The 14,047-nt window shown below is 59.0% G+C and carries 10 protein-coding genes; 6 read left to right on the top strand and 4 right to left on the bottom strand.

Annotated elements, in window-relative coordinates; translation table 11 throughout:
* The first annotated feature begins 263 nt into the window (after window positions 1-263).
* Together M729_RS0113610 and M729_RS0113605 are read left to right on the top strand one after the other, a co-directional pair.
* Window positions 264-1,313 carry a DUF4142 domain-containing protein gene (locus M729_RS0113610; protein ID WP_348626668.1) on the top strand — a complete coding sequence of 350 codons (1,050 nt, stop codon included), beginning with the start codon at window positions 264-266 and terminating at the stop codon, window positions 1,311-1,313.
* Window positions 1,314-1,335: 22 nt separating this feature from the next.
* A complete protein-coding gene (locus M729_RS0113605) occupies window positions 1,336-1,932 on the top strand; it encodes a hypothetical protein (protein WP_013525101.1) in 597 nt (198 codons plus the stop codon).
* Window positions 1,933-2,432: 500 nt separating this feature from the next.
* On the opposite strand, the gene M729_RS0113600 is transcribed toward M729_RS0113605, so the two are convergent.
* The gene (locus tag M729_RS0113600; RefSeq protein ID WP_027161861.1) at window positions 2,433-4,205 is read right to left on the bottom strand and encodes an SLC13 family permease; all 1,773 of its coding nucleotides are present in this window, start codon (window positions 4,203-4,205) and stop codon (window positions 2,433-2,435) included.
* A gap of 1,142 nt (window positions 4,206-5,347) precedes the next feature.
* Between M729_RS0113600 and M729_RS0113585 the strand changes: the two genes are divergently transcribed.
* The 3 genes from M729_RS0113585 to M729_RS0113575 all read left to right on the top strand — a co-directional run bounded on the left by M729_RS0113585 (window position 5,348) and on the right by M729_RS0113575 (window position 8,608).
* A complete protein-coding gene (locus M729_RS0113585) occupies window positions 5,348-6,277 on the top strand; it encodes an NAD(P)/FAD-dependent oxidoreductase (protein ID WP_245267565.1) in 930 nt (309 codons plus the stop codon).
* A gap of 983 nt (window positions 6,278-7,260) precedes the next feature.
* Window positions 7,261-7,554 (top strand): helix-turn-helix transcriptional regulator, encoded by a 294-nt coding sequence (locus tag M729_RS1000000137150; protein ID WP_032808422.1) that lies wholly within the window; start codon window positions 7,261-7,263, stop codon window positions 7,552-7,554.
* 775 nt (window positions 7,555-8,329) lie between these two features.
* Window positions 8,330-8,608, top strand: coding sequence for a hypothetical protein (locus M729_RS0113575; protein WP_027161857.1), 279 nt, complete (start codon window positions 8,330-8,332; stop codon window positions 8,606-8,608).
* A 955-nt stretch (window positions 8,609-9,563) separates the two neighbouring features.
* Here M729_RS0113575 and M729_RS01000000134995 read toward each other — a convergent pair.
* From M729_RS01000000134995 to M729_RS0113555, 3 genes are all read right to left on the bottom strand, one after another.
* On the bottom strand, window positions 9,564-10,463 hold the full coding sequence (locus M729_RS01000000134995; protein ID WP_013525092.1) for an SIR2 family protein: 900 nt from the start codon (window positions 10,461-10,463) through the stop codon (window positions 9,564-9,566).
* 370 nt (window positions 10,464-10,833) lie between these two features.
* Complete coding sequence (locus M729_RS1000000138390; RefSeq protein ID WP_156949289.1) at window positions 10,834-10,986, bottom strand: hypothetical protein; 153 nt, start codon at window positions 10,984-10,986, stop codon at window positions 10,834-10,836.
* Between the two features lie 18 nt (window positions 10,987-11,004).
* Entirely contained in the window at window positions 11,005-11,313 is a 309-nt protein-coding gene (locus M729_RS0113555; RefSeq protein ID WP_027161855.1) for a hypothetical protein, read from the bottom strand.
* A 539-nt stretch (window positions 11,314-11,852) separates the two neighbouring features.
* Here M729_RS0113555 and M729_RS01000000134990 point away from each other — a divergent pair.
* A complete protein-coding gene (locus M729_RS01000000134990) occupies window positions 11,853-13,487 on the top strand; it encodes a GMC family oxidoreductase (protein ID WP_032808420.1) in 1,635 nt (544 codons plus the stop codon).
* Window positions 13,488-14,047 lie beyond the last annotated feature (560 nt).

Genomic DNA, 14,047 nt, shown 5'->3' with positions numbered 1-14,047 from the left:
CGTCCTTATGCGCCCTGCTGCTGGCATTTTGGATGTCTGTTTGATCGCTGTCGGAGGGGCCATTGTCCTATAAAGAGCCAAAAAGGTTTGGCATCAAAGTTGCTTTGACAAGTTGGGGCGGATGAAGCCCGCCGCTTCGCAAATGGGGCGGCGGGCTTTCATAAGCTAACCCTCAGAAACGAGCCTTGGCCGGCATTTTACTTGGCGAAGGTCACGCATGTCGACCTGCTGACGCCGCAGGGATGCCTGGGTAAGCGCAATCTGTGGCGCTACCGACGTCTTTCCGCCGTGTGGTGATCTTCTGGTCGGCCGTCCCGTCTGCTTCAGGCTCTTTGCCGGCAAGCATACCAAACTCACCGTTGGTTTTCCGCCATCAGGTCCCCTCTGCGAGCAATGGCAACTCTTCGATCGGTCTGGGGTTCCTGGACAATCTGGGATCGGTGTCACTCCGCCCAGCTCGTGACGGCGGGAATGGCGCCCCGAAAATATCCGACATTTATCAAGGCCCGGAACAAAGATGGCGCCGGGAGATTGGAGTTCATCGTCCTCCTCAACCAAGGAACCTAAGCATGAGAACCAAACTACGCATGGCATCGCTGTCGATCGCGACCGCAATGACCGCTGTACTGCCTGCCTTGTCAGCAGAGACGGCCCAGGACTTCGTCACGAAGGCCGCGATCGGCGGGATGTTCGAAGTGCAGTCCAGCAAGGTCGCTCAAAGCAGGCTCCAGGATCCGACCCTTAAGGATTTCGCGCAGAAGATGATCTCCGACCACGGTGCTGCGAACGCCAAACTCGAGAGTATTGCCGGCGAACAGAAATTGCAGGTGCCCGCCGACCTCGACGCTGCCCACAAGAGCGACGTCGACAAGTTGCAGTCAGCTGCGGCGCCAGTCGATGCAACCTATGCCGACATGCAGAAGACGGCGCATGCCGATGCTGTAAGCATGTTTGAAAGCTACGCCAGGGACGGCGAGAATTCCGCTCTCAAGTCGTTTGCAAGCGAGACGTTGCCGACCCTCAAGATGCATCAGGAGATGGTTGGCAAGGTCGCGGCTGCCGCTCCTGCCCCCGACAGTTCCGCGCCAGCCGCGTCCGATGCGGCCGCCACAAATTCTGTGGCCCCGGTGCCTGGCGCCAACAGCTTCACCGAGGACCAGGCCAAGAGCGCCATCGAAAAGGCGGGCTACTCGGACGTCTCCGCCCTGACGAAGGATGACAAGGGCATCTGGCGTGGAACGGCGAGCAAGGACGGCAAAGCAGCACCCATCGCCCTCGACTTTCAAGGCAACGTCGTTGCCGGCAAGAATTGATCACCAACCAAGGACAAATCAGATGAAAACCGTAACAGGCCTCTTCGACAATTATGATCAAGCAAGCGACGCTGTGGGCGAGCTTGAAGCCACGGGCGTTCCGCACGACGATATTAGCATCGTGGCGGGTAATTCGGGCGGCCGGCTTACGGGCGAAGCGTCGGAGGCTGGCGAGGATGCGGCAGCAGGGGCTGGTGTCGGCGCCGTAGTCGGCGGGGCCGGCGGCCTGCTCACCGGCCTTGGCCTGATGGCCATACCTGGTCTCGGCCCCGTGGTTGCCGCGGGCTGGCTGGCAGCGACTGCGGTCGGCGCTGTCGGCGGTGCCGTGGTCGGTGGCGCAGCTGGCGGCATCATCGGCGCGATGACAGAGTCCGGTGTGCCGGAAAGCGACGCACATGTTTATGCCGAAGGCGTTCGGCGCGGGGGAACAATGGTTATAGCCAGGGTCGAAGACGACCTTGTCCCCGACGCGGAACAGATACTGAAGCAATATAATTCCGTCGACATAGCCCATCGGCGAACCGAATACGAAGCAGGCGGTTGGACCGGCTTCGATCCAACGGATGAAGTCTACACAGGTGATGACCTGGAAAGCGCCAGAGGTCGTCGCAACGTGTGAGATGAAATGACTGGGCGGCTAACAGCCGCCCTCGTCCTTCCTGCGCGATGTGCAACGCTGGTATCTCAGGTAGCACCAAGGTCGAATGGTCGTCGCGACGACTTGCAGTTCACCAGGGCCCTGCCGCTGAGCAACACACGACTTGTGATGCTGATCGCAGCCCGAAAGGGCCTCGTATTCTCGAAGAAAGAGTTATCGGCCTGTCGTCATCACGAAGGTGAACCGGCTTTTCCTAGGTGAGAAACGACGTCAATACTCCGCCAAGCCCCTGACAATCTCGCTGCGGTGTATAGTCCATGGCCTAAGGTTTGTTTGCTGGCTTTCCCTTTGCCCCGATAGAGCGGCCGGAACACAGTTTCTGTTGCCGCGGGCGGGACGAGAGGGGAACTGCTGGCGACACTGACCGCAGGTTGGCCAGCCCGCGTCAGGCTTGCGCGGCGACCTCATTCACGAATGTGGTGTCGTGTGGGATTTCCAAGAAGGCATCCGAATATCGGATGTCAGTTCATTGGCCAGACGATCATAAGCATCGGCACAGCAACAATGACTACGAGGAAAGACAGGGGCAGTCCCAGACGCGGATAGTCGCTGAAGCGGTAGCCACCCGGCCCCATGACAAGCGTGTTGCACTGGTGTCCGATCGGGGTGAGAAAATCACAGCCGGCGCCAATGGCGACAGCCATCAAGAACGGTTCGGGCCTGTAGCCCAGATCACTAGCAAATTCGGCGGCGATAGGCGCCATGACAAGGACGGTGGCGGCATTGTTGAGGAATGGCGTAACGGCCATGGCGGCGACAAGGATGAGCGTCAGTGCGCCGGACGCCGGAAGGAGGGTCCCCAGTCTAGCAAGCTCGCCGGCAACTACTCCCGTAGCTCCTGTACTGCGTAGTGAATCGCTCACTGGAATGAGAACGGCGAGCATGACGAGGATAGGCCCATCGAGCGATTGGTAAACATCGCGAAGCGGAATGACCTTGAAAAGCACAATCGCGACCGCGGCCGCGAAAAAAGCGACGGACACTGGCAGCAGCCCAAACGCCGTCGCCACCATGGCGAGAGCAAGGACCACTACCGGCACGATACCCTTGCGGACGCTACCAAGAAGGATAGCCCTTTCTGCCAGCGGTAAGCAGCCGAGTTCACGAAGTATCTCGGGCATCCTCGCTGCACTGCCCCGCAAGACGACAACGTCCCCGAGCCTCAGCTCGACTGCGGCCAGCCTGCGGTCGAGGCGCTCCCCACGACGGCTGACGGCCAGGAGGTTGACATTGAAGCGATCGTAAAGGGCAAGGCGCTGGGCGGTCCAGCCGATCAAAGAGGAGCTTTCACCGATTACGGCTTCGATAGCGACCATTTCGTTGGTGGTGTCGTCACCACCGCCCCTATCCCCGGTCACGCTGAGCCTGCCCTGGGAGACAAGGCGATCCAGCGCTTCTGGGTCGCCCTCGAGCAACAGGATGTCATCCACCTTGAGGACCACGTCGGGCAGTGGCGTCATCCGCATCGTGCGATTGCGCAGGATCGACGTCACGATTGCATCGCCCCCGGCGAGCTTCATGAGGTCTGCGACGGTTTTCCCGAGCACCGTGGAGTCGGCGACAATTCGAGCCTCTGTAAGGTAATTCTTGATGTCGAGGGCTTCATTCAGTGACCCGCCATGCTTTTCGCGCACCGGCAACAACCAATAGAAAAACAGCAGGAAGATCGTTCCGGCAGCGGCTATGGCAGCTCCAACAGGTGTGAAGTCGAACATTGTGAAGGCGGTTCCGATCAGCTCCTCTCGCACTCGGGACACTACGATGTTGGGTGATGTTCCCACCTGCGTCATTAGTCCGCCGAGCAGTGACCCGAATGCCATGGGCATCAGGAATATCGAGGGTGAAATGTTAGACCGGCGCGCGAACTGGAAGGCGATCGGAATCATGATAGCGAGCGCCCCGATATTCTTTACAAAGGCAGAGAGGATCGTGACCACGATCACCAGCAGCGCCAGTTGCGACCGAACTCCCGATAATTTCGGAGCAAAGCGCTTGATCGCTGCCTCCATGATTCCCGAGCGTGCTATCCCTGCGCTCACCAGCAGAGCACTGCCGACAATAACCACGATATCGTCGCTGAACCCGCTGAAGGCTTCGTCAAAAGGCACAATGCCAACCGCGACAGCAAGCAACAGTGCCACAGCCGCGACCAGATCATATCGATAGCGACCCCACACGAACGCTGCCATCATCACGAAGGTTACGGCAAATGACAAAATTTGCGGCGTAGTCATGTCTTCGAATGCCCCGGCCCGCCAGTGCGACTAATGAGAACGGCCAAACCGCCCCTTTTGTTGCTTCGCTCATTGCTGCGCCAAAGCGGTCCGGCGGCGTTTGGCCAGGAGCGGATCGGCAGCGTTTAGAAACGGATTTTACGAAGCGGTCTTCGGACTTTGACAGACATCGATGTGCCCCGACCAATCCGACGCTTCAGCCCCAAACCAGGAAGGCCCGAGCCGAGATCAAAAAGCATGCGCTTGCCTCATGTCGAGTCACCTGGAAAATCGCCCGGACACCACGGATCGGGCGGCGTGCGGAGATCTTTTTCTCACCTGAAGTGCCACAGCAACACCCCCGATATGCAGGGAGGGTGCCTCTGGTGCCTGACCCGTGTGCGAGCAGTTTTCTTCGCTACATTCGATTCTCAGGAAGCTTGAATCACGCGGCCTCTCTTTTGTTTTCGTAGCTGACAGGAGCCCCCTCGAAAGCCAGATCACTCCCGCGAGCCCAGTTCTTCTCAGCATCGATCAGCTCATTCTCCCCAGTCAAGCCGTTCAGAAACAGCCTGAGTACGTGCGCAGCTGTCCGTTCTCCGGCCCGCGAAGCAACAGGTACGCCGCGCTGTTCGCAGACCGTCGCACAAACACGGGCAAGCATCACAATATCGCTCGGTTCCAAAAATCGACCTGGATACAACATACCGTCCTCTGTTGGAAAGCCTCGTGAGCCTTTGATTACGCGAGGTCACCGGCAGCAACAATCAACTATGATAGTCTGCACCTCGACTGGGTCAGTAAATTTGAGCGGCCCTTCAGACGATCAGCATTGCGCCCCTCCGGATCGGAAGGACGGGGCTATCAGGTGGGTTTTCCCGGCAGGTCGATCCGATTCGAATCGCGTGGGCTTGGGAAATGCGCACGGTCGCAGGTCTAAGGCAAGTTGGCCGGTGAAATGCCATGTCGGCATTTCGGGCACCTCGAATTGAAGCCTGATTTGCAGGAGCTGGAATCGCTTGATGGCGAAGACTGCGCAAATCAGATCGAGGCGCGCGCCATCGCCCGGTGAAAGGGACCTCGACGAGTTGCCGCGTAAACGTTTGGAGGCCTGACCGTCGCTCATCCCCTCTGCCAAAGCAGGGAACAAGATCCTGTTTGCAATGTTGGGCGAAATGCCAATTTCTTCCCCCGGTCATGAATTCGACGTGGCTATTGTCGGCGGCGGCCCCGCAGGACTTGCGGCAGGCATGTATCTGGCCAGATTCCTGCATTCGGTGATCGTGGTAGACGCCGGCGACGCACGAGCCAAGCTCATTCCAAAATCGCATAACTGTCCTGGCTTCCCGGACGGCGTAGGCGGGTCAGAGTTGCTCGGCCGTCTCAAAGCCCAGGCACAGAGATACGGTGCAGGCGTAGTGGACGGTCGTGTAGCGGGCGCCAAGAAGCGCGACGGGACCTTTGTGCTGACGACCACCTTCGGGACCATCCGAGCAAGGCGCGTGGTTCTTGCAACCGGGATCGTGGACAAGGCCCCGGCAATAGAAGGGCTGGAGGAGGCCGTCGCGGCCGGCACTGTCCGACTGTGTCCGGTCTGCGACGCCTATGAGGCCGTGGGCAAGCGCATCGGCGTCGTCGGCCCAGAGCGTCTGGCGCTCAAGGAAGCCCTGTTTTTGAAGGAGTACAGCGGTCAGGTTACCTTGCTCGCCAACTATCCGGAGGATATTTCCGATGCCGCCCGCGGCATGGCCTCGGCAGGCGCCATCGAAATCTGGGACACCGTCGAGGATCTTGTTGCTCGAGCAACCGGGTTCGGCGTTGTCATGGCCGACGGTGCGCCAATGCGGGAATTGGATGTGGTGTACCCCGCAATGGGGTCTGATGTGCGCTCTGAACTTGCCGCCGCACTCGGTGCAGAGTGTGACGCGCAAGGATATGTTCTGGTCAGCCGACACCTCGAAACGTCGACTGCGGGTCTCTATGCCATTGGAGACGTGGCTGAGGGCCTCAATCAAATTGCCGTTGCGTTTGGCCATGCCGCCACCGCAGCAACACATATCCACAATGCACTTCAGTCTAGACCGGAAAGCTGACCGGCCACCCTAGCACAGGGCCATAACGCTCCAGGTCAGTGCGCTTCGAAGGACGCTTCAGATCCGCTCACCGGTGGCCGGCCTCGGGCGCGAAACGTTCAAATCAATTTTGTCCGGCAGGTCTGGCCAGGCATTTTTGATAGCGGTGGTTGTCATTCGATGGACAGGCGGGATGATGACCATCCGGACGTGTCGTTCAGGCCAGAGCGGGTTCCCGAAAATCAGAAAAACGACTGCTACCAGGACACTGACCAACCCCGCTGCAAACACGTTCGCGATGATCTCACCAGGCTGCATACACTCTCCATGAATGAGTACCCGCCACGCCAAGCGAGCCGTGGCGGGTAAACAACCAACCGACGATGAAGGGACGATGATCGACGGTCACATTCCAAATGTGGAAAAGGCTTCCTTGTTTCATAGGTCAGACCTTTGCGATTCCATGTCGGGCTTTGGTCGGGCCCAGACACGGTAGAGTGCTTGCAATGAGGTGTGTAGCAGCGCCAGCGCGAAGGCCCGTCATCAGCAACAAACCAGTTTGCCTGGATCCGCAACATATTTAGTGGGTCCGCCCCCACTTGCGGGTAGAGGCGGACCCGGGCGAGGCTTGGGGACCTCGACCGGCAGCGGGGGACGCTGCCGCTCTTCCAACCTGCCGTGGCATATCAGGTTCCGCTGATTCACAAAAAGCCGGCCACCGCGAAGTGGTGGCGGGCAGGTTCTGGAGTGTGCTGGGACCAACCAGCATAGGTCAACGAGCCGCAACAGGGTTGGTTGCGATAGCGGGCGGACGCCCGCCAACCCTCAGCGCTCGCTTCAGGCGCCCACTGCTTGCCCCCCTCGTCCCAGTGCCGGCCTATTGCCTGACGCATGCATCGCTGAGACATCGCTCGTGACGACCGTCCCCCGCGCGGGAATTGCTCGATCTTTCGATCGTCGATAGATCGAAGGAACATTTTAGACGTATCGAATGTTCAAATCCTATGGACAGCCGAACCCAACTTTCACCAGCTCAATCGAGAGCAGCACGCGCCCTGCTGAACTGGCCGCGAGTACGGCTTGCCGCAAAAGCGAGCGTTAGCGAAATGACGATCAGAGATTTTGAGAACGGTATTCGAAATCCGCGTCCCCACAAGATCGCGGCCATGCGTCAGGCGTTTGAGGACGCGGGAATTGCTTTCACCTTCGAAGGCGCTCCATCGCTAGCCCGCCCTGAAGGGCATAGCAGTCTCTCCACCACCAATAGAATGTGGCGCAGCCGGCAGAGACAAGCATAACGATAAAGGTCCTTGAGCCTCGTATTAGCAATCCACTTGACCCACAGCCCACCTAAAGGGGCGAGCCAAGAAACCGGTCAAGCCGTTGAGGCGTCGTTGCTGTATGCATCGTTTGAACATTACTTCGGATACGCTCCTGACTTCTTCATTGACCTCGTCAGGCTTGGTACCGGCATCACCGGCGGCTGGTCCGCAAGGTCGCTGGCAGCCATGGGGGGAGCCGGTTCTGGAAACGGCAGATGGCTCGCGATCCAATCGTCGAGGAACGTGCGGCATCATCCGGTCAAACCAGGATCGTGCCATAGAGGCTGTCGATGGGCTGGCGGAAGCGTCCATGCAGTCACGATGCTTTCAGCTCATCGAACCTCGGGCGCCAAAGAGTGTTCCGTTGGTTTTTGCTGAAATGGCGGGAACTTTTTCCTCCGGCGGTGATTTTTCGTCGCCATGACAAAACTGTCTGACCTTGGACCTCGCATCCCCCGCAACGGGGGTAATTGCATTCGCGAAAAGGACCGCTTCTACGCGTGTCCATCTTGCGGCCAGAAAGTCGATCAGACCGATTTGCGGCAAGTCATGTGGCACGAACGGCCTGGCCACGAGCCGCTGGAGCCGGAAGACAGCGCGACGATAATCAAGTTCCCGGAGCCCCGGAAATAGCGATCAGTCGCATGTGATCCGCCGTCCATCGAGGCAGCGGGCGCGACTTCCCCCCCTCGCAAAAATTAAAGGAACAAAGGTCAGATCTCGCAGTTGTGCGATCACCTGGGAGGGAACGATGTTGCATCACGAAATCGGCACTGTTTCGGACTGGTCGAAGTTGGTGGCGGACGATCCTCTCATCGCCGCCGATATCGCCCAGCGTCTTTCTGTGCTAGCGTGCAATGACAAGTCTACCGCTGCCCACGTCCAGTCGCCCAGCGCCGTGAGATTTCGAGGTTCCGACCTCACCAGCCTCGCAGCACCCACCGAGTATCCGCGGCCGATTGTGCTTCTAGCGACGATCTGTGGGTCGACGGTCGTGGGTATAACGCTGCTTCTGGCGGCGGCAGTTTGAGCCACGGGACCTGATGCCGCTCCCCCAGACACTGTCTTCGATTGAGATGACGCTCGAATGTCCGGCATGCGGAACGGCTTTCATCAAACCGGGGCGTTGGTTCATCGCTGCCGCCCACTATCGGTGCGAAGGTTGCCAGCGTTTACACCGCCTTACCTATCCAGAAAAGGTGGAATTGTTCGACAGAAATACCAAGCGTCTGACGACAGTCTCGCAGCGAGGGACAACGAGGCCGCGCGAGTGCCCCAGCTTACAAGGCAACGACAAGGCCAGTGACGCTCCACCGGGACGGGAAGGGTAACCGACGAGGCAGCGGAAGAGTGTTCGCCTGCCAGCACGTCCGACTGATGCTTGGTTCGAGTACTCGTTTTCTGACCATCTCGTTGACGCGCGGAATTTCGTTCATAAAACCGAGGAGGAACGGACCAGGCGGCGACGGGCCGCACCAGACCGCTTGGCTGTGCAGGGCAAGCTGCATACCGAACATCGATCTTTTCATCAGGTTCCAGCGCCGTGGTTCGGACCGGAGGAGGCCGGTTCTGGTAAGGCAGCGTCCAGGTCGCCGACAGGCACCACACGAACATATATCCCAAAAATTGCGATCGCATCGGGAGGACTTCGAAACTGTCGCCAACTTCAGGCACCGATGATGGGAAGCGACGCGCGCGTGTCCGGCCAAAGTCGCTATAATGTCCAAGGTTGCATCCCAACAAAAAAGCCCGCCACCTTTCGGCGGCGGGCAGTCTCACAGGGGGAAAACACACTGAACGGGAACAGTGCCCCCTTCGAAGCTCGTTGATGCGAGAATGTTCCAGCGCGTCCGCCAGAATAGTTGAAAGCTCACATGGGAGATCGCATGCTCTATGGGATGCGATTTTCAAACTGGCCACACAAACTGGCTATGATCGCCTCTGGAACGACGTTCTCTGCCGTACGGCGTTCCTTGAGAGCCCGCCTAGCTGCCCCTTGATCTGACTGTTTCAATCGCTCTTTGTCTGACGACGGTTCCCTCATGGGTCGTCTCTCCAGGCTCGGCTCCGTCCCCAACCATCTCCGCCAGCCGGCTGAGGAAGTCCACCAAAGCAGCTTGCGGCTCGTCGATTTCGCCGACGACGACCGAAATGCCCCAACGTCCAAGCACGGCCTCCTCCACAGGGTTTCGGCTGGTCATGAAGATGAACGACGGCGGGCGATCTTTCTCATAGCCGGACCGATGCCACGTCTGCCAGAGACGGTGCAGCAACAACCGAATGTTTGGGTCGGAAAGGCTATAGCCAATGAAGAGGATCGTGCTGCCGAGTGCATCCGAGCGAAAACGCACGTCCAGCGGAGAATTGAAGGAGAGACGATCAAGGTAGTCCGTTTCGGTGAGGACGAGGGAAGAATCCTCGTCGAAATCACCATGGAATTTGACGATGTGGGTAACGCCTTGGCGGGCCTGCGCTACATCGCGTGCATTGGCCACTTTCACGTAGTCCCGACCGTATATTTCATAAGCCAGTTCCAGGTTACGGTCATAATTGGTTGTGTAGATGACAGGGAAATCGAGCTTCACGATGAGACGATGCAACTCGGATTTCTCGATCCGGTCCTTGGGGACAGACCAATTTCGGTCCATCCAACTGCGAAGTGGCCCGATGCTGCCATGCTTGATCCGATAGTACTCGGCCAGGGTTTGAAAACGATCGCGTCGCATGGAAAATTCGTCGTCGACACCGAGCTCCTTTGCCATTCGCTCTATCAGCTTCTCCCAAGAAGGGAGTCCAACACTGATCGACACCCCTGCCCCAACAAACAGAATTGCGCTGCGGTGGTGAATTGCGTTGGCGAGCGAATCTACAGGGTCATCGTTCATGGCCAAGGCTTTCGAGGCCACGCGCGCAGGCAGACCCTAAAGGCGCTTGTTGTTTCGGTTGCTGTCGATCTTGGAATGCAGCCAACCATCTGGAACCGCACGGCTCATGGCAGCCGCATTGTGGTTTGCTGCCCGCGACCGGCTCCTGTTTCTGCTTACCGGTCATGTGGATCCGGTTCTCCGCCAGCCACTTGCCGCGGCTTCGTTCCAGTCGCGCAATTGCTGAGAGCCTGCGTCGCTTCGGGCCAGGGAAGACGGCGAGAGGGTAGTTCATTGTCGTGACGGCGATGATTGTCATTGCGGCCTAAACACCCGTGGGCTGACATGTTCCTTGTGCTCGAAAATATTCCATGTGGTGCCTTCGCCAGAGCTACGGGTTCAATGCGGGAATGGTCTCGCGTCCAGGGTCGCGGCCCGCCTCGCCGAAAGCGGTGGCATTGCAGTGTGCGTGACCGTCACGGTATGCGGTCACCGCCTCCCCCCGGAATTCGACCACCTTGTTGACCACGACGATTTCCTGCACCTGCCTGTCTTCCTCCCTTCACATCTGATCGTTGTAGGGCTGCTTGGTTATCCCGACTTGCCTGGCCAGCTCGGCAAACGGTGGCACACCCGCTTCGAACTGTTTGGTGTTAGCCAACCGCAAAAGCCGCAAAGGAAAACAGACTGCGTCCCGGTTGGCGGGCGACATGTCCTCGAAGAGGCGCTCATCAGCCGTGAACGAGGCCTCCGCGGTTTTCAAAGCCATATCGATATCATCAACCGAAAGAAGGCCCCTCCGGACCAAGGCGTTATTGACGGCAGCGACCGCCATAAGCAAACCTTCCAATTGCAGGTTGGCGACGTTCATGGGCCATTGTCCTTCATATCGTTGGGCGCCCGTCTATCGATTGCGTGCGGCGATGGGATTGCCGGCTTGCTAGAGCGTTTCGGCTGCGCGGCCGCGCCGGAACTGGCATCTGGTAGCGCCATGGCTTGGATCTCCGCTGGGCTGCTGGACAACTCTCCACATGCCTCGAGGTTCCGGATCGCCATGGCAACCTCGCAAGCAGAGGCAAGGCTTCAGCCGGAGCCAACAGCGTGTCTGTCGGCGAGCCATGGGCGGGAAATCTCGCGAATGGAACCGGAATACCACCACCGAACTCAGGCTGAGAAGTGCGTTCACCATAACCATGCCCTTTGAGGGTGGTCGCAACAAAAACTCTTCCGGTTCGGGCCCCTTGAAGTCGTCACGGACCTCGCCACCAAAGCCACCTCTTTTGGGCCGGCGCTTCAAATGCGATCAATCGGGTGGTTGCCAACTGCTCCTCGCGCGCTACCTGCTTCGCCCAAGCCGGGCGCGAAGGGTGGGAGCGTGCCTTCGGGGATCGAACAAATCCGGAGTGAACGTTGATCGCTCAATTCACCGCAGCGGGCGACGGACTTGCCTACGACATCTGCATTGTCGGAGGTGGCACTGTCGGCCTGGCCATTGCCGCGGCGCTCGAAAATGCAAAGCTACGCGTCTGCGTTCTGGAAGCGGGCGGCAGGTGGCAGACCAAGAGATCGCAGGAGCTCTACCACGGCATTGTCGCAGATCCCCTCGTCCACCCGCCTGTCCAGAATTTCCGGATACGAGCGCTGGGAGGATCGAGCCGAGCATGGGGTGGCCGCTGCGTGCCGTTCGATGGCATCGACTTCCAGAAGCGGGAATGGGTGTGCAATTCGGGCTGGCCGATCACCTATGAAACCCTGCTGCCCTACTACCGTCGGGCGCACGAGGTGATCGAGGTCGGGTCTTACGACTACGATCCAACAAGCGCGTTGCCTGGTTCTCGCGTTGAACTATTCGAGGGCGTCGACGGCGATTTGTTCAGGACCCGCCTGGAGCGGTTTAGTCGACCAACCAACGTGTGGAAACGGCTTTCCGGGTTGCTGCGGACTTCGCGTCATATCCACATCTGGTTAAACGCTGCGGCGACGGGAATTCGCCTGGCGCCGAACGGGCGTTGCGTCCACCACATCGACTGTGTTGACTTGAAGGGCACAAAGCGTGAGGTCACGGCTTGCCATTACATTGTAGCCGCCGGCGGCTTTGAGACCACCCGATTGCTACTTGCCTCGAATGATGTGATGCCAGCTGGTATCGGCAACGCCCGAGATCAGCTCGGTCGTTTCTATATGGCCCATCTGGGAGGCACAGTCGGAGCACTAAAGTTGCCGAACGCCCAGCAGGCGGTTGCTTTTGGCTACGAGCGGGACGCGGCCGGCATCTACTGCCGAAGGCGGCTGTCGCTCACGGAGCGAGCGCAGCGGGAGCATTGCTTGCTCAACCAGATCTTCCGCACCCATCTCCCAGATCCAGCCGATCCCAGCCACAACGACCCGATCCTCTCGGCGATGTATCTCGTGAAAAAGACATTTCTCCCGAAACACCTCAGAGGTCGGCAGCAGCATTCAGTGACGCTGGACCAAAAGCTCGCGCACGTTCAGAACGTCGTATCGTCGCCAGTGCGCCTCGGGCGCTTCGGTTTGCGCTGGATGGCGAACAGAACTTTCGCACGGCGAAAGCTGCCCTCCATCGTATTGGGGCCGCGCGCCAATGGGGTCAATCTTGAGTTTCATTCGGAACAGGAGCCGAACCCCGCAAGCAGACTGACGTTGGTGAGCGAACGCGACCGATTGGGTATGCCGAAGCTGCGCGTCGATTGGAAAACCACGAGCAACGATCTCCAAAGCATCGCGCGCGCCTATCGACTGCTCGGTTGGAAGCTGGAGAAGATCGGAGCTACCATTTCAGGATTTGAACCTGGCCATGTGATCGAAATGGCAGGCAAATCAGGCGCCATGGACGGTCATCACCTCGGTACCACGCGAATGTCTGCGAGCCCGACCGACGGGGTTGTTGACGCTGAATGCCGAGTTCATGGACTGATGAACCTGCACATCGCGGGCGGCTCGGTTCTGGCAACATCCAGCCAGGCGAATCCCACCTTGACGATTTTGGCCCTTGGGCTCCGCCTCGCCGACAGGCTTCGCCGGTGATGATCACACCGGCAGCTGCTGAGTGACTGCGCCCAACTCGCGCCTAACGTGGGCTGCTTCATCACATTCGGAGGCCGCTTCCTGTGTGTCAGTCTATCTGCTGCCCGCACGTATCGCGGCAGCGTCTCTAGTTCGCGCCGCGCGAATGTGGGCAAGCTCGCCAGCGAGGCACGCATACTCGTAAGCTGGTGCTTAAGGCTCGTCCGCCACCTTCGCCATCTCTGTGCCATTAAGCGGCGAAAAACGACGCGACCGCGCAGCCGGTTGGCGGCTGTAAAGCATCCGAGCGCAGTTCGTTCGGCCTCGATTGGCGCCTTTTGCAAAGCGCCGTGCAAGAACCGTGGCTCGCAGCAGGCCTTACCCGACTGGAGTCGATAGCGAGGAGAGGAGTGCTTCGTTCAAAATCCCGCCATCGTGCCAACTTGCGCGCTTGATTGTTCCATTTCAGCACGTGCGCCGCTGTCTCCATTTTGCGACCGCTTGCCCGAAGTCGGGGTTCCTTAAAATCAAAGCGGCCGCCTCGCAACTTCGGCCGTAGTCGTACATTGTGCGATTCACTG

Origin of the sequence: Mesorhizobium sp. WSM1293 (assembly GCF_000513875.1) — a bacterium.
GTDB classification, from domain to species: Bacteria; Pseudomonadota; Alphaproteobacteria; order Rhizobiales; family Rhizobiaceae; genus Mesorhizobium; species Mesorhizobium ciceri.
The sequence above is the reverse complement of the archived record's forward strand: the minus strand, read 5'-3'. Positions and strand labels throughout refer to the sequence as shown.

Excerpts from the sequence above, each read along its gene's own strand:
- M729_RS1000000137150 (WP_032808422.1), top strand. The coding sequence starts at position 7,261 with ATGGACAGCCGAACCCAACTTTCACCAGCTCAATCGAGAGCAGCACGC.
- M729_RS0113605 (WP_013525101.1), top strand. The coding sequence starts at position 1,336 with ATGAAAACCGTAACAGGCCTCTTCGACAATTATGATCAAGCAAGCGAC.
- M729_RS0113600 (WP_027161861.1), bottom strand. The coding sequence starts at position 4,205 with ATGACTACGCCGCAAATTTTGTCATTTGCCGTAACCTTCGTGATGATG.
- M729_RS0113585 (WP_245267565.1), top strand. The coding sequence starts at position 5,348 with ATGTTGGGCGAAATGCCAATTTCTTCCCCCGGTCATGAATTCGACGTG.
- M729_RS0113575 (WP_027161857.1), top strand. The coding sequence starts at position 8,330 with ATGTTGCATCACGAAATCGGCACTGTTTCGGACTGGTCGAAGTTGGTG.
- M729_RS0113555 (WP_027161855.1), bottom strand. The coding sequence starts at position 11,313 with ATGAACGTCGCCAACCTGCAATTGGAAGGTTTGCTTATGGCGGTCGCT.
- M729_RS01000000134995 (WP_013525092.1), bottom strand. The coding sequence starts at position 10,463 with ATGAACGATGACCCTGTAGATTCGCTCGCCAACGCAATTCACCACCGC.